We start from the raw sequence: 18,886 nt of genomic DNA, 5'->3' as shown, positions 1-18,886 counted from the left end.
GCGTTGTCATTTAGTCAGACAAATAACAAGGAGTGTCCATGTTGGGTTCTTCGTTCATCCGCACGACGGTTGCGGTAGCGGCGGCGCTTGCCGCGATGTCGGCCTCGGCTGCCGAATATCCGATCGGCAAGCAGCAGATCCAGGGCGGCATGGAAATCGGCGCGGTGTACCTGCAGCCGATCACGATGGACCCGGAAGGGATGATGCGCAAGGCGTCGGATTCCGACATCCACCTCGAGGCCGACATCCATGCGGTCAAGAACAACCCGACGGGTTTCGCGGAAGGCGACTGGATGCCGTACCTGCAGGTCACGTACAAGCTGACGAAGCAGGGCGACACGAAGTGGAAGGCTGAAGGTGACCTGATGGGCATGGTCGCGAGCGACGGTCCGCACTACGGCGACAACGTGAAGCTGAATGGGCCGGGCAAGTATCACCTGTCGATGGTCGTCAAGCCGCCGATGCAGTCGGGCCACATGGCGTTCGGCCGTCACATCGACAAGGAAACGGGCGTGGGCGCGTGGTTCAAGCCCATCACCCTCGAGTACGACTTCCCGTTCGCCGGTATCGGCAAGAAGGGCGGTTACTGATCGGTGGCATCACGAACGGCGCGCTTCGGCGCGCCGTCGGCGTAGAGAACCCAGAATGAAAATTCCCCAGAAAATCGTTGCCGCAGCCGCTGCGTTGTGGCTTGCCGGCGCAGCGCACGCTGCCGATCTGCCGACGTTCAAGCTCGAGATGACGGACGGCAAGCTGAATCCCGCCCGCATCGAAGTGCCGGCCGGCCAGCGCTTCAAGATCGAGATCAAGAACACCGGCAAGGGCGCCGCCGAATTCGAGAGCGTGCAACTGCGCAAGGAGAAGGTGCTCGCGCCGGGCGCCGATTCGTTCGTGGTCGTCGCTCCGCTGTCGCCGGGCGAATACAAGTTTTTCGACGATTTCCACCAGCAGGCACAGGGCGTGATCGTCGCGAAGTAACGCGTTTTATCTGCGTGCGGGCCACACGTCCGTTGCCCCGCGCGTCAGGAGGTATCGATGGGTCAGATCTTGTTCATCGTCTGGCGGGAGAGCGTCGAAGCGCTGCTCGTCGTCGGCATTCTCTATGCATGGCTGAAAAACGGCGACGACGACGCGCGCCGCGGCCTGCCTTATCTGTGGGGTGGCGTCGGCGCCGGCCTGCTGATGGCCATCGGCCTCGGCGCCGCGCTGGTCGGTTTCACCGAAGTGTTGTCCGGCGATGCGCAGGACTACTTCCAGACGGCGATGGTGCTGATCGCATGCGTGCTGATCGTGCAGATGGTGCTGTGGATGCGCCGGCACGGCCGCACGCTGAAGCGCGACATGGAGCAATCGCTGCAGCAGAGCACACGCGATTCGAACTGGTGGGGCGTCGCCGTGCTGGTCGCGCTCGCGATCGCGCGCGAAGGCAGCGAGACGGTGATCTTCCTGTACGGCCTCGGTTTCGGCCAGTCGGGCCACGTCGACGGCAACCAGATGCTCGCGGTCGTGATCGGCCTCGGCCTCGCGTTCTTCACGTTCTATCTGCTGCAGCTCGGCGGCAAGTACTTCTCGTGGCGGTATTTCTTCCGCGTCACCGAAGTGATGCTGCTGTTCCTCGGCGCGGGCCTGTTCCAGACCGGCGTCGACAAGCTGATCGACAAGGAAATCCTGCCGCTTGGCATTTCGCAGGTGTGGGACACGTCCGCGATCCTCGATGATTCGAGCACGTTCGGCTCGCTCGTCGCGACGCTGACCGGTTATCGCGCGCACCCGGCACTGACCAACCTGGTTGCCTATGCGGTGTACTGGGCGGTCGTGTGGCTGTTGATGAAGCGCGCGAGCCGTCGTCCGGCCGTCGCCGCGGGCCGCGCGGCATGAGCGTGGTCGCCGCAGCCAAGCCGGGCTGGCTCGCGCAGGCCGGCCAGTGGATGCAGCGCCACGGTGCGCTGATCCGCGGCATCCAGTGGATCGTTGTCGCTGTCTATGCGTTCCTGATCATCGTGCCGGCGGTGTTGCCGCTGCCGGACGATTCCGCGCATCTGTGGAACAACCTGACGCTCATCGCGCAATTCGCGTTCTGGGGCATCTGGTGGCCGTTCGTGCTGCTGTCGATGGTGATGCTCGGCCGCGTCTGGTGCGGCGTGCTGTGCCCGGAAGGCGCGCTTACCGAATACGCGAGCAAGTTCGGGCGCGGTGGCCCGATTCCGCGCTGGATACGGTGGGGCGGCTGGCCGTTCGTCGCGTTCGGGATCACGACGATCTACGGGCAGATGGTAAGCGTGTACCAGTACCCGCTCGCGGTGCTGTTCGTGCTCGGCGGCTCGACCGTCGGCGCGATCGTGATCGGCGTGCTGTACGGCCGAGAGAAGCGCGTGTGGTGCAAGTATCTGTGCCCGGTCAACGGCGTGTTCGGGCTGCTCGCGCGGCTCGCGCCGATGCGCTACAAGGTCGACGAGGATGCGTGGCGCCGTTCGTACAAGAACGGCGAGCACGGCCATCGCGTGATTCCGATCAACTGCGCGCCGCTCGTGCCGTTGCGCAACATGAAGGGCGCGGCGGACTGCCATATGTGCGGCCGCTGCAGCGGACACCGCGATGCGATCTCGCTGTCGTTGCGCTCGCCGTCCGACGAAGTCGTTACGCTCGGCGCGCAAAAGGCGAACCCGTGGGACACCGCGCTGATCCTGTACGGCCTGCTCGGCGTCGCGATCGGTGCGTTCCACTGGACCGTCAGCCCGTGGTTCGTGCAGATCAAGCAATGGCTCGCAGGCTGGCTGATCGACCGTGACATCACGTGGCCGCTCGAAACCAATGCGCCGTGGTTCCTGCTCACGCATTACCCGGATCGCAACGACGTGTTTTCCTGGCTCGACGGCGGGCTGATCGTCAGCTACATCGTCGGCACGGGGCTCGTGTACGGCACGGCGCTGCTGGTGCTGTTGGCCGGTGCCACGCTGATGCTCGGCCGCTTCGATCGCGTGCGGCTGCATCACCTCGCGCAGGCGCTGATTCCGATTGCAGGGGCGGGCGTGTTCCTCGGGCTGTCGGCAACGACGCTGTCGTTGCTGCGCGCCGAGCATGTGCCGCTCGGCTGGGCGACCGATGTGCGCGTCGCGATCCTGGTCGGCGCCAATGCATGGAGTGCGTGGCTCGCATGGAAGGTGACGGGGCGCTACGCGGCCTGGCCGCGCCGGCTGGCGGCGTTCGCATGGTTTGCCGTCGGGCTTGCCGTCGTCGACAGCGCCTGGTGGTTGATGTTCTGGGGTTTCTGAAGCGGCAGGTGTGCCGCTTCGGCGGCCATACATTGACGGCAGCAACGAACACGGGTGGCAATGCGTTACGTATTCGCCGCCCAAATAAAAAAGCGGCACGTCGTTCGACGTGCCGCTTTTTTTCTTCCTTGTGCGAGAACCAAAAAAAGTGGCTTGGCTTGCTGCAGCGGCTGCTTGAGTGTGTTTGCACGAAGGGGTCTAGATCTCGCGTGCAAGCCGTTGCGCTGGCTAATGCCCAACACCTCTCAGGGAGGTGGTCCCCACAATACTCTGTCGTTACTTCGTCAGGATCAGCTTGCCGAGCCGAGTGGCACGCAACTGATAAGTCTCTCCGTTATGCGCGATGCTGATGTGGCTGTGGCCTTGCAGCAGCGAATCGCTGTTGACGACCCGCGTGCCTGCATCGCGGTTGCCGGCGGGTTTCGCCGGCGTGGTGACCGCTGCCGTCTTCTGACGGCTGCTGCCTGCGGTGCCGGTTGTGTGGCGCAAGGTCAGCGTGGTCGGGCGCATGGTGTCGGTCATTCGGTTGATCGGTGACTGTCGATACGATGGAATGAATTCTAAATGATAACCATTCCCATTCGCAAAAACTCTTTATCAATCGAGAATGATGAGTTGATAGTTTGATTCAAAGGGGCGACCCGAAGGCCGCCGCCGGGTTCAGTGCAGCGGATCGGGGTCCTTGCGGCCCTGCGCGTATTCGCGGATCAGGCGGACCGTGTCGATATCCGACGTGCGATACGCTTCCTTGACGATCCCGTGCGTCTGCCGGGCATCTTCGCTGTCGTCCGTGACGGTCAGCGTCGTGCGGTATTCGAAGCGCAGGAACAGTTGATGGTCTTCGCGTTCCTCGATCGTCATCGTCAGCGAGCCGCCGATCTCGCCGTCGGCGGCGAGGATGTCGTAGCGGACCTGCTGGTTCGGCGTGAGCGTGACATGGTCGCGCACGATCGCGTGACCGTAGTGCAGTTCGCGTTCGAGCGTCATATCCGTCCGTTCGCGGACGACGCAGCTGTCGAGGCCGAGCACGAACAGTTGCGGCTGTTCGGCACGCAGCACGAGACCTTCCCAGAGCTGGTCGCGGGTGAGGGCCGGCACGGCCGAATCATCGGAATTGATCTGGATCAGATGTTCGAAGTTCAAGGGGACGGGTTCCTTCTGGTGGTTGGCGGCCACATGGTTCAAGAAGTTATTGTGACGCAAAACCGTCCGTTTCGCGGTACCTGCCGCCCCCGATCGGGCGTCAGGCTTCAATGCGGCCCATGCGACCGGTCTGGTAGTCGACGACGGCCTGCCGAATCTCTTCCTCGGTATTCATCACGAACGGACCATAGCGGACGATCGGTTCGTTGAGCGGCACGCCGCCGATCAGCAGCAGGTCGAGCGGCGTGTCGCCGGCGGCGAACGTGACCGTGTCGCCGTCGTCGCCGTACACGATCATGTGCCGTGCGTCGACAGCCTGCCTGTCGGGCCCGTAGAGGCCCGTTCCGTCGATCGGATAGGCGAACACGCGATAGCCTGCCGGAACCGGCTGCGTGACCATTGCGCCGGGTTCCAGCGTGAAATGCTGGTAGAGGATCGGCGTACGCGTCTCGATCGCGGCCCGGACGCCGAACGCTTCGCCGGCGATGACGCGCACGCGCGCGCGGCCGTCCGGCGACGTCGCGGTCGGGATGCGCTCGGCCGGGATCTCCTGGTAGCGCGGCGCGATCAGCTTGTCGCGCCGCGGCAGGTTGACCCACAGCTGGAAGCCGTGGGAACGGCCGCCGGCCTGCGCGAACGCCGGATCCGGCATTTCGCTGTGCACGACCCCGGCGCCGGCCGTCATCCACTGCACGTCGCCGGGGCCGAGCGTGCCGGCATGGCCGGACGAGTCGCGATGGCAGAAGCGTCCGTCGAGCGCGTAGGTCACGGTCTCGAAGCCGCGATGCGGATGGTCGGGCGCGCCCTTGGCTTCGCCGGGAGCGTAGTCGACGGGGCCCATTTCGTCGAGCAGCAGGAACGGATCGAAATCCATCAGCAGCCGGGTCGGGAACGGACGGTGAACGACAAAGCCGCCGCCTTCGGTGGTGCGGAGCGCGGGGTAGGTGCGGTCAAGCGAGCGAGCGGTCGTCATGCGGAAGCCCTCGGAATCAACGGAATAGCGTTATTTTTGAAACATAGCGCTATTATATTGGGCGTTTTCCCGTTCGATTTGCGATGGTTCGCAATGGATTGTTCTGAAATTGGAACGATGAGATGAATATCGATGCACATAACCTGAACGACCTCATGTACTTTTCGCAGGTCGTCGAACATGGTGGTTTCTCGGCCGCGGAACGCGTGCTGGGCATCTCGAAATCGCGCCTGTCGCGGCGCCTGACCGAACTCGAGGCGGCACTCGGCGTGCGCCTGCTGCAGCGTTCGACGCGCAAGCTCGCGCTGACCGAGGCGGGGGAGTTGTTCTACCAGCATTGCCAGGCGATGCTCGCCGAGGCGCAGGCCGCGATGAATGCGGTGCAGCAGTTGCGCGCGTCGCCGCGCGGTTCGGTGCGGGTCAGCGTGCCCGTCACGCTGTCGCAGACGATGCTGTCGCGCATCCTGCCCGAATTCCTGCGTCGTTATCCCGAGGTGAGGGTGCATGTGCGCGTGACGAATCGCGTGATCGACCTGTTCGAGGACTCGATCGACGTCGCGCTGCGCGTGCGCTCGGAGCCGCCGCAGAACGCCAACATCGTCGTGCGGCCGCTGTGGCGTACCGAGCAGATGCTGGTCGGTGCGCCGAGCCTGCTGAGCCAGAATGCGCCGCCGCTGGTGCCGGACGATCTGGCCGGCTTCGAGACGCTCGATACGCCGAGCGTCGACGGGCGGCACGTGTTCAACCTGATCGCGCCGGACGGCACGCGTCATGTGCACGAGCACGAACCGCGGCTCGTGACGGCCGACCTGATGACGATCCGCGAGGCCGTGCTCGACGGCCTCGGCATCGCGGCGCTGCCGGAGATGATGTACGGCAACGCGCTGCGCGCGGGGCAACTGTCGCCCGTGATGCCGGGCTGGACGCTGCCGGTGCCGCAACTGTATGCGGTGTTCGTGTCGCGGCAGGGGATGCCGCCCGCGGTGCGTGCGTTCGTCGACTACCTGGTCGAGAAGCTCGATCACGGTGCCTACAAGGAGCAGGGGTGCCCCGAGCGCGCGAAGAAGGAAGCCGCGGCCGATGCTTCGGCGACCTGAACACGACGCGCACGACGAGGCAAATTTGTTTTGTCATTGAAGCGTCGCCTGCAATCGCAAGTTTCAATCGCCGGGGCCTTGAATGCGCGCGCGCGCGGGCCTATATTGAAATCCCATTTCGTGAAGGAAGTTCTGAGCGAAATCAGGTGGCCGCATATATTGTGAGCCAGATAGGGCAGAACGCGCAGTCCGTGCAGACCACGGCAGAGTCGCATTTGCGTTGCTCGAGGCGCAACCGATACCGCCAAAGAGCCCGCCGCCCGAAGGCGCCCGCGTGCGCATGAAAAAAGGCCTTCATCTGGCGATGAAGGCCTTTTACTTTGTGCCGGGAAAGGAGCGCGACGTGCGCGCGTTACTTCGCTTTCGCGGCCGGCTCCGTCACGAAGCCGAGTTTCGTCAGGCCGCCGGCCTGCGCATCCGACATCACTTCGGCGACATGCTCGTATGCAACCTTGCGGTCCGCGCGCAGGTGCAACTCCGGCTGCGGCTTGCGTTGCGCCGCTTCCGCGATGCGTGCCTGCAATTGTTCGCGCGTGACCGTGTGGTCGTCCCACAGGATCGTGCCGTCGCCCTGGATCGCGACGTCGACCGTCTGCGGCTTTTCGTCGACGGGCTGGCTGCTGGCGTGCGGCAGGTCGATCTTCACCGCATGCTGCATCGCCGGGATCGTCACGAGGAAAATGATCAGGAGTACGAGCATGACGTCGACGAGCGGCGTCATGTTGATCTCGCTCATCACTGCATCGTCATCATCGTCGCTGAAACCAGTGTTCATTGCCATGGTTCACCCCGTCTCAGCTGGCGCGCGTCGCGAGGCGCAGGCCGTCGCGCGTCGACGACGATGCGAGGCTCGCACCGGTCACGAAGTAGGCGTGCAGGCCGTGCGCGAAGCGGCGCAGCTTGCTGACGACACCCTTGTTCGCGCGGGTCAGTGCGTTGTAGCCGAGCACGGCCGGGATCGCGACGAACAGGCCGAAGGCCGTCATGATCAGCGATTCGCCGACCGGGCCCGCGACCTGGTCGATCGACGTCTGGCCGGTTGCGCCGATCACGAGCAGCGCGTGGTAGATCCCCCAGACCGTACCGAACAGGCCGACGAACGGCGCCGTGCTGCCGATCGACGCGAGGACCGCGAGACCGCTCTGCATGCGCGAGATGCCTTCGTCCATCGTGTCCTTCAGGCAGCGCGTGACCCAGTCCGACACGTCCATGCGGTCGTGCAGGTGCGGTTGCGTCTGGTGGTGATGGTCGGCTGCTTCCTTGCCCGACAGCGCGAGCGCGAGGAACGGGTTGTCGTTCGGCGTCGATGCGGCGAGGCCGAGCTTCTTGATGCCGTCGTCGAAATTGTCCGAATGCCAGAATGCCTGTTCGGCGTTCTTCGTGAGGCGGTTCAGGCGAACCACGTTCCAGCCCTTGACGACGATGACGATCCACGACAGGACCGACATCACGAGCAGCGTGATCGCAATGGCGCGCGTGACGAAATCACCTTGCGCCCAGACGTGCGCGATACCGTAGCTTTGCATTTTTTGTTTCCTTTGAATCTTCCGGATGAGGCAGGTTAGTCAGTGAGCCCGAAGCTGTAGGGCTGTATGTGGGTGGCGCGGATCGCCTGACCGTTCTCGATGTACGGACGGCAGGTGGTCGAACGCATCGCGTCGAGTGCGGCATCGTCGAGGCGCGGGTAACCGCTGCTCTTCTGCAGAACGATGCTTTCGATCTTGCCGGTCACGCCGACGACGAAGTGAACATAGGCCGTACCTGATTCGCCGCGGCGGCGCGACATCGACGGATACTCGGGCTTCACGAAATTGCACTGCAGCGTCGACACGTTCTTCGGCGCGCTGACCTGCATCGTTTCACGGGCCGGGCCAGGCGTGGCGGCTGGTGCGGCAGGCGCCGGCGCGGCGGGTGCGGGCGTTGGATCGGCCGCCGGTGCGGGGATGGGCGATGGAGCGGGCGATTGTGCGAGCGGCGTCGGCGTCGCTGCTTTCGGCACCGGCTTCGGCTCGATCTTCGGCTTTACTTTTGGCACGGGCTTTGGCGGCGCGGGCTGCGGAAGCGATTCGGCTGCGACCTGCTTGGCGACTGGTGCGGGCGCAATGAGCTGCGCGGTGATCGACTGGACCTCGACCTCCTTCGGCGGCGGCGCGTTGCGATGGAGCCAGGCGGCCGTCAGCATGATCGCGTGTGCGGCAAGCACACCGACCGCGACGACGATCACTCGGGGATTCATACGTGGTGCAGCCGGCAAGGCGCCGGCAGGAGCGAAATGCGAAGCCTGCATGTTAGCTTGAAAGAACGATGTCGCACCCGGGGCGCGGCGGGTGAATCGGCATCACTTGCGGAAGATCAGCAGCGAGATGCAAACGGTGGTCACAAATCCGATCAGCAATTCCATGACAGGCTCCTTGGCAGGTAAGCCGCTGGCTCGCGCGGACGATGGCTTGCTGACGGTCAAGACAAAAAATGCGGCCTGGGTCGCATGCGCACACTCGGCGCCGGTCAGGCAGCCTTGCGTTCGTAGAACGTGACCGGGATCGGGTGAGCGTGATGCTCGACACCGCACCGGCTCGCGCAGACGCCTTGCTCGGCCATGAGGTCGCGTACGGACTCCTCGCACTTGCCGCAGCACGTGGCCACGCCGAGCTCGAACTGGAGTTCATCGAAAGAGTTCACGCCCTCTGCGAGGGACGCGCGGATCTTGCGATCGGAAACAGACTTGCACACGCAGACGATCATGATGAGTTGCGATAGCTAACGTTAATGCGAATTATTATCATTAATTTTGCGGACGTTGACAAGCCTGGGTCGGGCTTTTTTTAAGGTCATCGGACCCTTGAAACGGCGGGGGCGGTGGAGCCGCGGCGGGAGAGGGCGTGCGGGCCCGCGTCAGGCGGTCGCGCAGGCGCTGGCGTTCGGCGAGGAAATGGTGACGGATTCGACCGGCGCATCGAGGCCGAGCAGCGTCGATGCGAGCGCCTGCAGTTGCCGGCCGTCGCTGGTCGAGCAGAAGCGGGGCGGCGCGGCGGGTGTGCCGGCGGGCGCGCGCAGGTTGCGCTCGTCGAGAATCCGCATGAGCTGGCGCGCGATTGCGTCGCTGGTGTCGACGATCGTCAGGCGGTCGCCCACAAGGTCACGAATCGTTTCCGTGAAGAACGGGTAATGCGTGCAGCCGAGTACGAGTGTATCGGCGCCGTCGTCGAGCATCGGCTGCAGGTAACTGTCGAGCAACGCGCGCAAGGCGGGCGAATTCGTGTCGCCGCGCTCGATGGCCTCGACGAGCCCGTGGCCGGGCTGGCAGATGAAGCGGCGGCCCGCGCCGTAGCGGTCGAGCAGTGCCTGGAAGCGCGGGCTGTTCAGTGTCGACTGCGTGGCGAGGACGCCCGCGACGCCGCTCGCGGACACGGCGGCGGCCGGCTTGATGCCCGGCTCGACGCCGACGAGCGGCATCGACAGGTGTTCGCGGATCGCGGCGATCGCGCGTGCGGTCGCGGTGTTGCAGGCGATGACGAGTGCTTTCGCCCCTTCGCGGGCCAGCCACTCGCCGATTGCCAGCGTGCGTTCGGTGATGAACGCCTCATCGCGCGGACCATACGGTGCATGGTGCGAATCGGCGACATAGATGAACGATTCGCCGGGCAGCTGCGCGCGCACGGCACGCAGCACCGACAGGCCACCCAGCCCTGAATCGAAGATGCCGATGGGGGCCACGGTGGTGGCCGTCGCAGCGATAACGGAAGGTGTCGACATGAACGGGCTGGAGGCGATGGCGGGAAGGGCGGGGCGAGCTTACTCCGGCGAACCCATCATCGATTGCTGGTAGTTCTGCAGGCCGACCTTGCCGATCAGGTCGATCTGCGTTTCCAGCCAGTCGATGTGCTCTTCGGTGTCGTCGAGGATCTTTTCGAAGATCTCGCGCGACACATAGTCGCGAACCGATTCGCAGTAGGCGATCGCTTCCTTGCACGTGGTCTGCGAGATCTGCTCGAGCTTCAGGTCGCACTTCAGGATCTCTTCGGTTTCCTCGCCGACGAGCAGCTTGTGCAGGTCCTGCAGGTTCGGCAGGCCGTCGAGCATGAACACGCGCTCGATCAGCCAGTCGGCGTGCTTCATTTCGCCGATCGACTCGTCGTACTCGTGCTTGCCGAGCTTGTCGAGGCCCCAGTGCTTGTACATGCGGGCATGCAGGAAGTACTGGTTGATCGCCGTGAGCTCATTCTTCAACTGGGCGTTCAGATATTCGATGACTTTCTTGTCGCCTTGCATGGCTGTTCCTTGTTCAGTGGGGCTTCAGAAACCGAACGATAATCGCTCGAACGAGAAAAGCCAAGCCTCGAAGCCTTGCCGGGCCTGCCTTTTGCGTGTAATGAGAATCAGCCTCGAATAACCGGCCGCGCACAATAATGAGAACGAGAAGCAAAAAGGCCGGACTCGCGTCCGGCCTTTCGTTCGATCGCGCTTAAGTGGTCGCGACCGGGATCTTGCCGATCTTCGCCTGCCACTCCTTCGGGCCGGTCTGGTGCACCGACGTGCCCGACGAATCGACGGCGACCGTCACCGGCATGTCCTGCACGTCGAACTCGTAGATCGCTTCCATGCCGAGGTCTTCGAATGCGAGCACCTTCGCGCCACGGATCGCCTTCGACACGAGGTAAGCCGCGCCGCCGACCGCCATCAGGTACGCGGCCTTGTGCTTCTTGATCGCCTCGATCGCGACCGGGCCGCGCTCGGCCTTGCCGACCATCGAGATCAGGCCCGTTTGCGCGAGCATCGTCTCGGTGAACTTGTCCATGCGCGTGGCTGTCGTCGGGCCGGCCGGGCCGACCACTTCGTCGCGGACCGGATCGACCGGGCCGACGTAGTAGATCACGCGGTTCGTGAAGTCGACCGGCAGCTTCTCGCCCTTCGCGAGCATGTCGGCGATGCGCTTGTGCGCGGCGTCGCGGCCGGTGAGCATCTTGCCCGACAGCAGCAGCGTCTGGCCCGGCGCCCAGCTGGCGACTTCTTCCGGCGTCAGCGTGTTCAGGTCGACGCGCTTGCTGGTTTCCGTGTTCGGTTCCCACTGGACCTTCGGCCAGGCGTCGAGCGACGGCGCCTCGAGCTTCGCGGGGCCCGAGCCGTCGAGCACGAAGTGCGCGTGGCGCGTGGCCGCGCAGTTCGGGATCAGTGCGACCGGCTTCGATGCCGCGTGCGTCGGTGCGGCCATGATCTTCACGTCGAGCACGGTCGCCAGGCCGCCGAGGCCCTGCGCGCCGATGCCGAGCGCGTTGACTTTTTCATGCAGCTCGACACGCAGTTCCTCGACCCAGTCCTGCGGACCGCGCGCGATGATTTCCTGGATGTCGATCGGATCCATCAGCGATTCCTTCGCCATCAGCATCGCCTTCTCGGCCGTGCCGCCGATGCCGATCCCGAGCATGCCGGGCGGGCACCAGCCCGCGCCCATCGTCGGGACCGTCTTCAGCACCCAGTCGACGATCGAGTCGGACGGGTTCAGCATCACGAACTTCGACTTGTTCTCCGAGCCGCCGCCCTTCGCCGCGACCTGCACGTCGACCTTGTCACCCGGCACGATCTCGTAGTGGATCACGGCCGGCGTGTTGTCCTTCGTGTTCTTGCGGGCGCCTTCCGGCGGGTTGACGATCGACGCGCGCAGCACGTTGTCCGGGTGCGTGTAACCGCGGCGCACGCCTTCGTTGATCATGTCGGTGAGGCCCATCGTCGCGCCGTCCCAGCGCACGTCCATGCCGACCTTCACGAAGATCGTGACGATGCCGGTGTCCTGGCAGATCGGGCGCTTGCCTTCCGCGCACATGCGGCTGTTCGTGAGGATCTGCGCGATCGCATCCTTCGCGGCCGGGCTCTCTTCCAGCTCGTACGCGCGGCCGAGGGCCTGGATGTAGTCGAGCGGATGGTAGTAGCTGATGTACTGCAGCGAATCCGCGATGCTCTGGATCAGGTCTTCCTGTTTGATGACGGTCATGGCTGAGACTCTGTGGGGACAGTGGGGAATGCGTTTTATGCGTTGACGGCTGCTTCGGCCGGCTTGCGGGACGCGGCCGCGACGGGCGCATGCGTCTCGTGGAAATGGGCGGGATGCGTATGCGTCGTCAGACGGTCGACCCACGCCATCACGAGCGCCGACACGAGGAACGACACGTGGATGATCACCTGCCACATGATCGCGTGCATCGTGTGCTGGTCGGGGTTGATGAACGTCTTCAGCAGGTGGATCGACGAAATGCTGATCAGCGCCATCGACAGCTTGACCTTCAGCACGCCCGCGTTCACGTGGTCGAGCCACTCGGGCTCGTCGGGGTGGCCCTCGATGCCGAGGCGTGACACGAATGTTTCGTAACCGCCGACGATCACCATGATCAGCAGGTTCGAGATCATCACCACGTCGATCAGGCCGAGGACCGCGAGCATCACGCTGATTTCGTCGAGGCTGGTCGCATGCGACAGCAGGTGCCAGACTTCCTTCAGGAACAGGAACACGTAGACGGCTTGCGCGACGATCAGGCCCAGATAAAGCGGAACCTGGAGCCAGCGGCTCATGAAGATCAGCGCGGGAAGCGGGCGAAGCGGGCGACGGGCCGGGCGGCCGGGCGAATGCGGGGCGGACATGATGGCGGTGCGGGGCGCGGTGCGCAGGTATCGGGGTAATCTTGAAAAGGCGCGCTATTGTAACGCGTCGGCCGGCGCGACTGCAGCGACGCGCCGGCGCGGTCGGGGACCGATCAGGAGGCGGCGGCCGGCACGCGTTTCACGCGCAGGCTCGCGAGTACGATGCCGGTGACGACGCACGCGAGCGCGATGCCGTGTGCGAGCGTCGGGCGTTCGCCGAGGAACGCGATGCCGTACGCGGCGGCGGCGATCGGCAGCACCGCGCTGAACACGCCGGCGAGGCTGCCCGGCACGTGCCGGATGCCTTTCATCCACAGCCAGAACGAAAAGATGCTGGCTGACAGCCCGTACCAGACGACGAGCGCCCACGTGCCGGCCGGCACGCTCGCGTAATCGAAGTGCCACAGCGCCGTCGCGCCGAGCGGCAGCATCAGGAACAGGCCGAACAGGTGTGTATACGCGCAGATGTCGATCGGCGCGAGCGTCTGCGTGAGCCGGCGCGACAGGATCACGTAGATCGATTCGCAGCACACGGCCCCGAGGATCAGCAGGTTGCCGGCCAGCGAGCCGGACGCTTCGCCGTGCGCGCCGTGCCCGGCCGCGCCGCCGTTGGCGAGGTTGATCGTCACGACGCCGACGATCGCGAGCGCGATCGACACGAGCGCACGGCCGTTCGGTTTTTCGCGCAGGATCAGCCAAGCGAACAGCGCGACGATGGCCGGGATCGTGCTCGTGATGACGCCGGCCGCCACCGCGCTGGTGCGCTGCACGCCGTTGAGCATCAGCAGCGTGAACATGAAGGTGCCGAAGAAGGCCTGCAAGAACAGGTTCAGCCACTCGCCGCGCTTGACCGCGCGCATTTTCACGGGGCTGAACAGCGGCCACAGCACGGCGATCGCGATCACGAAGCGCAGCGTGGTGAGGATGGCGACAGGGACGAATGCAACGATGGATTTACCGATACCGACGTTGCTGCCGACGAACAGCATCGACAGGATGAGGAAGAGGGCGTAGCGATTCAAGCTGGAATCCGGGAGGCGAGTTCAGTTAGGATTGTAGGGTCGCGTTTGTAACAGCGTAAAGCGCCGCCCGACGTGCGAAACGGCTCTGCCAACGGCCATGCCGCGTAAGTGACGGGTAAGTTGGAGCGCTTATCGTGCAAACTACCGGGCCGCACGTTCGCCAACGCGTGACGTGGTGCGGTGCAGCATCGCGCGCAGCTTTCGCGGCCGTGCGCGGATGGGTGGGAGACAGCGGCGCACATGCGCCGGCCAAGACGCGCGGCGCGCACGATCGCGCCGCCATGCAGAGGATTCATGTTCACCAAGGGGTAGTCGATGTCTGCGATTGAATCGGTTCTTCACGAAACCCGTCAGTTTGCGCCGCCCGCGGCGCTCGAGAAGGCGGCAACCATTTCCGGCATGCCGGCCTATCGCGCGCTCGCCGCCGAGGCCGAGGCCGATTACGAAGGCTTCTGGGCGCGTCTCGCACGCGAGGGCCTCGCGTGGCACAAGCCGTTCACGAAGGTGCTCGACGAGAGCAACGCGCCGTTCTACAAGTGGTTCGACGACGGCGAGCTGAACGCGTCGTACAACTGCCTCGACCGCCATGTCGAAGCCGGCAACGGCGAGCGCGTCGCGGTGATCTTCGAGGCGGACGACGGCACCGTCACGCGCGTCACCTATGCGGATCTGCTGGCGCGCGTGTCGCGCTTCGCGAATGCGCTGAAGAAACGCGGGATCGGCAAGGGCGATCGCGTGGTCATCTATATTCCGATGTCGATCGAAGGCATCGTCGCGATGCAGGCCTGCGCGCGCATCGGCGCGACGCACTCGGTCGTGTTCGGCGGCTTCTCCGCGAAATCGCTGAACGAGCGGCTCGTCGACGTCGGCGCGGTGGCGCTGATCACGGCCGACGAGCAGGCGCGCGGCGGCAAGACGCTGCCGCTCAAGAGCATCGCCGACGAGGCGATCGCGCTGGGCGGCTGCGAAGCGGTGAAGAGCGTGATCGTCTATCGCCGCACCGGCGGCAAGATCGACTGGCATGCGGACCGCGACCTGTGGATGCACGAACTGTCGGACGGCGAGTCCGATCAATGCGAGCCGGCATGGGTCGGCGCCGAGCATCCGCTGTTCATCCTGTATACGTCGGGCTCGACCGGCAAGCCGAAGGGCGTGCAGCACAGCACGGGCGGCTACCTGCTGTGGGCCGCGCAGACGATGAAGTGGACCTTCGACTGGAAGCCGACCGACGTGTTCTGGTGCACGGCCGACATCGGCTGGGTCACGGGCCACACGTACATCACCTACGGCCCGCTCGCGTGCGGCGGCACGCAGGTCGTGTTCGAGGGCGTGCCGACCTATCCGGACGCCGGCCGCTTCTGGAAGATGATCGGCGATCACAAGGTCACCGTGTTCTACACCGCGCCGACCGCGATCCGTTCGCTGATCAAGGCGGCCGAAGCCGACGACAAGGTACATCCGAAGAGCCATGACCTGTCGAGCCTGCGCATCATCGGCACGGTCGGCGAGCCGATCAATCCGGAAGCATGGATGTGGTATCACAAGCACGTCGGCCAGGAGCGCTGCCCGATCGTCGACACGTGGTGGCAGACCGAGACGGGCGGCCACATGATCACGCCGCTGCCGGGCGCGACGCCGACCGTGCCCGGTTCGTGCACGCTGCCGCTGCCGGGCATCATGGCCGCGGTGGTCGACGAGACGGGCCAGGACGTGCCGAACGGGCAGGGCGGCATCCTCGTCGTCAAGCGCCCGTGGCCCGCGATGATCCGCACGATCTGGGGCGACCCGGAGCGCTTCAAGAAGAGCTACTACCCCGAGGAACTCGGCGGCCGGCTGTATCTCGCCGGCGACGGCACCGTGCGCGACAAGGACACCGGCTACTTCACGATCATGGGCCGGATCGACGACGTGCTGAACGTGTCGGGCCACCGGCTCGGCACGATGGAGATCGAGTCGGCGCTGGTTTCGCACGAGCTCGTCGCCGAGGCGGCCGTGGTCGGCCGGCCGGACGACACGACGGGCGAGGCCGTGGTCGCGTTCGTGGTGCTGAAGCGTTCGCGCCCGGAAGGCGAGGAAGCCGCGGCGCTCGCGAAGACGTTGCGCGACTGGGTCGGCAAGCAGATCGGACCGATCGCGAAGCCGAAGGACATCCGGTTCGGCGACAACCTGCCGAAGACGCGTTCGGGCAAGATCATGCGGCGCCTGCTGCGCTCGCTCGCGAAGGGCGAGGCGATCACGCAGGACACGTCCACGCTCGAGAACCCGGCGATCCTCGACCAGCTCACCGAAGTGCGCTGATCGCACCTGCTTTGCGCGACGCGCGCATGAGCCCCTGCGCGGCAATCCCGATTGTCCGCGCAGGGGCTTTTTGCTACATAACGGCATGACCGTTCCGACCCGTCCCGCGCCCGTTGCGCCACCGCCCGTTCCCGAACCGCTCGCGCGTGCCCACGCGCGCTACTGGCGTTTCAACGTCGCGCTGATCGCGGTGTTGATGGCGATCGGCTTCACGGTGTCGTTCGTCGTGCCGTTCTTCGCGCCCGCGCTCGCGGGTGTGCGCTTCGCGGGTTTCAGCCTGCCGTTCTATGTCGGCGCGCAGGGCGCGATTCTCGTGTATCTCGTGCTGATCGTCGTCTACATCGGGCTGATGCAACGCGCGGACCGCACACTGCGCCGCGCGTATGACGACCATGCGGCGCGCACCGCCAACGCACACGGCGGGCGCTGATTCATGCTGACGCATCGACTGATACGCGCGTACGCGCTCTACACGCTGGGGTTTCTCGGGTTCGTGCTGCTGATGTGGCGGATCGAGCGCGCGACCGGCTCCGGCGTCTGGATCGGCTACGTGTTCCTGTTCGTGCCGATCGCCGTTTATGCGGTGATCGGGCTGCTGTCGCGCACGTCCGATCTCGTCGAGTACTACGTGGCCGGGCGGCGCGTGCCGTCCGCGTTCAACGGGATGGCGACGGCGGCCGACTGGCTGTCGGCCGCGTCGTTCATCGGCCTGGCCGGATCGCTTTATTCCACTGGCTACGACGCGCTGGCGTACGTGATGGGCTGGACCGGCGGGTTCTGCCTCGTCGCCTTCCTGCTCGCGCCTTACGTGCGCAAGCTCGCACGCTATACGATTCCCGATTTTCTCGGCACGCGCTTTTCGAGCACCGCCGTGCGCGCGCTGGCGGCCGGCGCGGCGATCCTGTGTTCGTTCGTGTATCTGGTCGCGCAGATCCAGGGGATCGGCCTGATCGCGACGCGCTTCATCGGCGTCGATTTCGCGATCGGAATCTTCTGCGGGCTCGCGGGCATTCTCGTGTGCTCGTTTCTCGGCGGGATGCGTGCGGTCACGTGGACGCAGGTCGCGCAGTACATCATCCTGATCAGCGCGATCCTGATTCCGGTGTCGCTGATCGCGATGAAGAACGGCCTTGGCCCCGTGCCGCAGTTCAGTTACGGCAAGCTGATGGAGCGCGTCGCGGCGCGCGAGGCGAAGGTGCGCGATGCGTCCGGGGAGCAGCAGGTGCGCGACGCGTACCGCCGGCAAGCCGCGGACATCCAGACGCGGCTCGACCGGCTGCCGGCGTCCTATGCGGACGCACGCAGGCATCTTGCCGACCAGCTCGCCGACCTGCGGCGCCACAACGGGCCGTTGCGCGAGATCAGCCAGCGCGAGCGCGAGCTGGCCGACTTCCCGCGCGATCCGGCGGCGGCGCGTGTCGCGTGGACGCAGGCGCGCGACGATCTGCTTGCCCGTGCCGAACCGCCCGTGCCGATGCACGAGCCGTTTCCCGCCGCGAGCGACGACGAACGCAAGCCGCGCGAGCGGAATTTCCTCGCGTTGCTGCTGTGCCTGTCGCTCGGCACCGCGAGCCTGCCGCACATCCTGACGCGCTACAACACGACCACGTCGGTCGCGTCGGCACGACGCTCGGTCGGCTGGACGCTATTCTTCATCGCGCTGTTCTATCTCAGCGTGCCGGTGCTCGCGGTGCTGATCAAGTACGAGATCCTCGCGAACCTCGTCGGGCGGCCGTTCGCCGAATTGCCGGCGTGGGTCACGCAATGGCATCACTTCGAGCCCGACCTGATCAGCGTCGTCGAGGTGATACGCGACGGCATCGTGCACTGGTCGGAAATCCAGATGCAGCCGGACATGGTCGTGCTGGCCGCGCCGGAGATCGCGGGGCTGCCGTATGTCGTGTCGGGACTGATCGCGGCCGGTGCGCTGGCCGCGGCGCTGTCGACCGCGGACGGGCTGCTGCTGACGATCGCGAACGCGCTGTCGCACGACGTCTATTACTGCATGGTCGCGCCCGATGCGTCGAGCCAGCGGCGCGTGACGATCTCGAAGGTGCTGCTGCTTGGTGTCGCGTTGTTCGCGTCGTATGTCGCGTCGCTCAATACGGGGAAGATCCTGTTCCTCGTCGGCGCCGCGTTCTCGCTCGCGGCATCGAGCTTCTTTCCGGTGCTCGTGCTCGGCGTGTTCTGGAAGCGCACGACGACGCGCGGCGCGATCGCCGGGATGGTGACGGGGCTCGCGGTGTGCGTGTACTACATCGTGTCGACCTATCCGTACTTCACGCAGCTGACCGGGTTCGCGGGGCGCACGTGGTTCGGGATCGAGCCGATCAGCTCAGGCGTGTTCGGCGTGCCGGCCGGGTTTGCGGTGGCGATCGTGGTGAGTCTGTGCGATCGGCGGCCGGATGAGTATACGCGGGCGTTGGTGGATTACATCAGGCATCCGTGACG

At 65.2% G+C, this 18,886-nt stretch carries 21 protein-coding genes; 8 read left to right on the top strand and 13 right to left on the bottom strand.

All coding sequences use genetic code 11. The features are described from left to right. Positions 1–38: 38 nt before the first annotated feature. The 4 genes from VL15_RS23640 to VL15_RS23625 are packed head-to-tail and all read left to right on the top strand — an operon-like array spanning position 39 to position 3,272. Positions 39–590 carry an iron transporter gene (locus tag VL15_RS23640; RefSeq protein ID WP_048248892.1) on the top strand — a complete coding sequence of 184 codons (552 nt, stop codon included), beginning with the start codon at positions 39–41 and terminating at the stop codon, positions 588–590. 55 nt (positions 591–645) lie between these two features. Beyond that, the gene (locus VL15_RS23635; RefSeq protein ID WP_034190351.1) at positions 646–978 is read left to right on the top strand and encodes a cupredoxin domain-containing protein; all 333 of its coding nucleotides are present in this window, start codon (positions 646–648) and stop codon (positions 976–978) included. Between the two features lie 57 nt (positions 979–1,035). Beyond that, a complete protein-coding gene (locus VL15_RS23630) occupies positions 1,036–1,878 on the top strand; it encodes an FTR1 family iron permease (protein ID WP_048248891.1) in 843 nt (280 codons plus the stop codon). Continuing rightward, positions 1,875–3,272, top strand: coding sequence for a 4Fe-4S binding protein (locus VL15_RS23625; protein WP_048248890.1), 1,398 nt, complete (start codon positions 1,875–1,877; stop codon positions 3,270–3,272). Before VL15_RS23630 ends, VL15_RS23625 begins: the two co-directional genes overlap by 4 nt. A gap of 276 nt (positions 3,273–3,548) precedes the next feature. Here the strand turns inward: VL15_RS23625 and hemP are convergent, their stop codons facing one another. From hemP to VL15_RS23610, 3 genes are all read right to left on the bottom strand, one after another. Then, the gene (gene hemP / locus VL15_RS23620; protein ID WP_048248889.1) at positions 3,549–3,794 is read right to left on the bottom strand and encodes a hemin uptake protein HemP; all 246 of its coding nucleotides are present in this window, start codon (positions 3,792–3,794) and stop codon (positions 3,549–3,551) included. A gap of 138 nt (positions 3,795–3,932) precedes the next feature. Then, the gene (locus VL15_RS23615) at positions 3,933–4,415 is read right to left on the bottom strand and encodes an SRPBCC family protein (RefSeq protein WP_048248888.1); all 483 of its coding nucleotides are present in this window, start codon (positions 4,413–4,415) and stop codon (positions 3,933–3,935) included. Positions 4,416–4,515: 100 nt separating this feature from the next. Continuing rightward, positions 4,516–5,388 carry a pirin family protein gene (locus VL15_RS23610; RefSeq protein WP_048248887.1) on the bottom strand — a complete coding sequence of 291 codons (873 nt, stop codon included), beginning with the start codon at positions 5,386–5,388 and terminating at the stop codon, positions 4,516–4,518. Positions 5,389–5,510: 122 nt separating this feature from the next. Between VL15_RS23610 and VL15_RS23605 the strand changes: the two genes are divergently transcribed. After that, entirely contained in the window at positions 5,511–6,485 is a 975-nt protein-coding gene (locus tag VL15_RS23605) for a LysR family transcriptional regulator (RefSeq protein WP_048248886.1), read from the top strand. Between the two features lie 352 nt (positions 6,486–6,837). Here the strand turns inward: VL15_RS23605 and VL15_RS23600 are convergent, their stop codons facing one another. The 10 genes from VL15_RS23600 to VL15_RS23560 all read right to left on the bottom strand — a co-directional run bounded on the left by VL15_RS23600 (position 6,838) and on the right by VL15_RS23560 (position 14,137). Beyond that, complete coding sequence (locus tag VL15_RS23600) at positions 6,838–7,266, bottom strand: ExbD/TolR family protein (RefSeq protein WP_048248885.1); 429 nt, start codon at positions 7,264–7,266, stop codon at positions 6,838–6,840. Between the two features lie 13 nt (positions 7,267–7,279). After that, positions 7,280–8,011: a MotA/TolQ/ExbB proton channel family protein gene (locus VL15_RS23595; RefSeq protein WP_048248884.1), complete on the bottom strand. Its 732-nt coding sequence runs from the start codon at positions 8,009–8,011 to the stop codon at positions 7,280–7,282. Positions 8,012–8,046: 35 nt separating this feature from the next. Next, entirely contained in the window at positions 8,047–8,772 is a 726-nt protein-coding gene (locus VL15_RS23590; RefSeq protein ID WP_048248883.1) for an energy transducer TonB, read from the bottom strand. A 51-nt stretch (positions 8,773–8,823) separates the two neighbouring features. Further along, a complete protein-coding gene (locus VL15_RS43610) occupies positions 8,824–8,946 on the bottom strand; it encodes a hypothetical protein (protein WP_268991219.1) in 123 nt (40 codons plus the stop codon). 44 nt (positions 8,947–8,990) lie between these two features. After that, positions 8,991–9,227, bottom strand: coding sequence for a (2Fe-2S)-binding protein (locus VL15_RS23585; RefSeq protein ID WP_039370093.1), 237 nt, complete (start codon positions 9,225–9,227; stop codon positions 8,991–8,993). Between the two features lie 150 nt (positions 9,228–9,377). Next, positions 9,378–10,238 carry a glutamate racemase gene (murI, locus tag VL15_RS23580; RefSeq protein ID WP_048248882.1) on the bottom strand — a complete coding sequence of 287 codons (861 nt, stop codon included), beginning with the start codon at positions 10,236–10,238 and terminating at the stop codon, positions 9,378–9,380. Between the two features lie 39 nt (positions 10,239–10,277). Then, complete coding sequence (gene bfr, locus VL15_RS23575; protein WP_048248881.1) at positions 10,278–10,754, bottom strand: bacterioferritin; 477 nt, start codon at positions 10,752–10,754, stop codon at positions 10,278–10,280. Between the two features lie 193 nt (positions 10,755–10,947). Next, the gene (locus VL15_RS23570) at positions 10,948–12,471 is read right to left on the bottom strand and encodes a fumarate hydratase (protein ID WP_048248880.1); all 1,524 of its coding nucleotides are present in this window, start codon (positions 12,469–12,471) and stop codon (positions 10,948–10,950) included. A gap of 35 nt (positions 12,472–12,506) precedes the next feature. After that, entirely contained in the window at positions 12,507–13,115 is a 609-nt protein-coding gene (locus VL15_RS23565; RefSeq protein ID WP_048248879.1) for a TIGR00645 family protein, read from the bottom strand. 113 nt (positions 13,116–13,228) lie between these two features. Beyond that, positions 13,229–14,137, bottom strand: a complete 909-nt coding sequence (locus VL15_RS23560; protein ID WP_048248878.1) for a DMT family transporter — start codon at positions 14,135–14,137, stop codon at positions 13,229–13,231. 315 nt (positions 14,138–14,452) lie between these two features. Here VL15_RS23560 and acs point away from each other — a divergent pair, with 315 nt between their 5' ends. The 3 genes from acs (at position 14,453) to VL15_RS23545 (ending at position 18,884) form a co-directional block, all read left to right on the top strand. After that, a complete protein-coding gene (gene acs / locus VL15_RS23555; RefSeq protein ID WP_048248877.1) occupies positions 14,453–16,435 on the top strand; it encodes an acetate--CoA ligase in 1,983 nt (660 codons plus the stop codon). 85 nt (positions 16,436–16,520) lie between these two features. Next, positions 16,521–16,865, top strand: a complete 345-nt coding sequence (locus tag VL15_RS23550; RefSeq protein ID WP_048248876.1) for a DUF4212 domain-containing protein — start codon at positions 16,521–16,523, stop codon at positions 16,863–16,865. 3 nt (positions 16,866–16,868) lie between these two features. Next, positions 16,869–18,884, top strand: a complete 2,016-nt coding sequence (locus VL15_RS23545) for a sodium:solute symporter family protein (RefSeq protein ID WP_048248875.1) — start codon at positions 16,869–16,871, stop codon at positions 18,882–18,884. The last annotated feature ends 2 nt before the right edge of the window (positions 18,885–18,886 follow it).

It is taken from the genome of Burkholderia cepacia, assembly GCF_001039005.1.
Lineage (GTDB): Bacteria > Pseudomonadota > Gammaproteobacteria > Burkholderiales > Burkholderiaceae > Burkholderia > Burkholderia theae.
Note: the sequence above shows the minus strand (reverse complement) of the source record. Positions and strands in the feature narration are given on the sequence as shown.

Excerpts from the sequence above, each read along its gene's own strand:
- VL15_RS23640 (WP_048248892.1), top strand. The coding sequence starts at position 39 with ATGTTGGGTTCTTCGTTCATCCGCACGACGGTTGCGGTAGCGGCGGCG.
- VL15_RS23635 (WP_034190351.1), top strand. The coding sequence starts at position 646 with ATGAAAATTCCCCAGAAAATCGTTGCCGCAGCCGCTGCGTTGTGGCTT.
- VL15_RS23630 (WP_048248891.1), top strand. The coding sequence starts at position 1,036 with ATGGGTCAGATCTTGTTCATCGTCTGGCGGGAGAGCGTCGAAGCGCTG.
- VL15_RS23625 (WP_048248890.1), top strand. The coding sequence starts at position 1,875 with ATGAGCGTGGTCGCCGCAGCCAAGCCGGGCTGGCTCGCGCAGGCCGGC.
- hemP (WP_048248889.1), bottom strand. The coding sequence starts at position 3,794 with ATGACCGACACCATGCGCCCGACCACGCTGACCTTGCGCCACACAACC.
- VL15_RS23610 (WP_048248887.1), bottom strand. The coding sequence starts at position 5,388 with ATGACGACCGCTCGCTCGCTTGACCGCACCTACCCCGCGCTCCGCACC.
- VL15_RS23605 (WP_048248886.1), top strand. The coding sequence starts at position 5,511 with ATGAATATCGATGCACATAACCTGAACGACCTCATGTACTTTTCGCAG.
- VL15_RS23600 (WP_048248885.1), bottom strand. The coding sequence starts at position 7,266 with ATGGCAATGAACACTGGTTTCAGCGACGATGATGACGATGCAGTGATG.
- VL15_RS23595 (WP_048248884.1), bottom strand. The coding sequence starts at position 8,011 with ATGCAAAGCTACGGTATCGCGCACGTCTGGGCGCAAGGTGATTTCGTC.
- VL15_RS23590 (WP_048248883.1), bottom strand. The coding sequence starts at position 8,772 with ATGCAGGCTTCGCATTTCGCTCCTGCCGGCGCCTTGCCGGCTGCACCA.
- VL15_RS23585 (WP_039370093.1), bottom strand. The coding sequence starts at position 9,227 with ATGATCGTCTGCGTGTGCAAGTCTGTTTCCGATCGCAAGATCCGCGCG.
- murI (WP_048248882.1), bottom strand. The coding sequence starts at position 10,238 with ATGTCGACACCTTCCGTTATCGCTGCGACGGCCACCACCGTGGCCCCC.
- bfr (WP_048248881.1), bottom strand. The coding sequence starts at position 10,754 with ATGCAAGGCGACAAGAAAGTCATCGAATATCTGAACGCCCAGTTGAAG.
- VL15_RS23570 (WP_048248880.1), bottom strand. The coding sequence starts at position 12,471 with ATGACCGTCATCAAACAGGAAGACCTGATCCAGAGCATCGCGGATTCG.
- VL15_RS23565 (WP_048248879.1), bottom strand. The coding sequence starts at position 13,115 with ATGTCCGCCCCGCATTCGCCCGGCCGCCCGGCCCGTCGCCCGCTTCGC.
- acs (WP_048248877.1), top strand. The coding sequence starts at position 14,453 with ATGTCTGCGATTGAATCGGTTCTTCACGAAACCCGTCAGTTTGCGCCG.
- VL15_RS23550 (WP_048248876.1), top strand. The coding sequence starts at position 16,521 with ATGACCGTTCCGACCCGTCCCGCGCCCGTTGCGCCACCGCCCGTTCCC.
- VL15_RS23545 (WP_048248875.1), top strand. The coding sequence starts at position 16,869 with ATGCTGACGCATCGACTGATACGCGCGTACGCGCTCTACACGCTGGGG.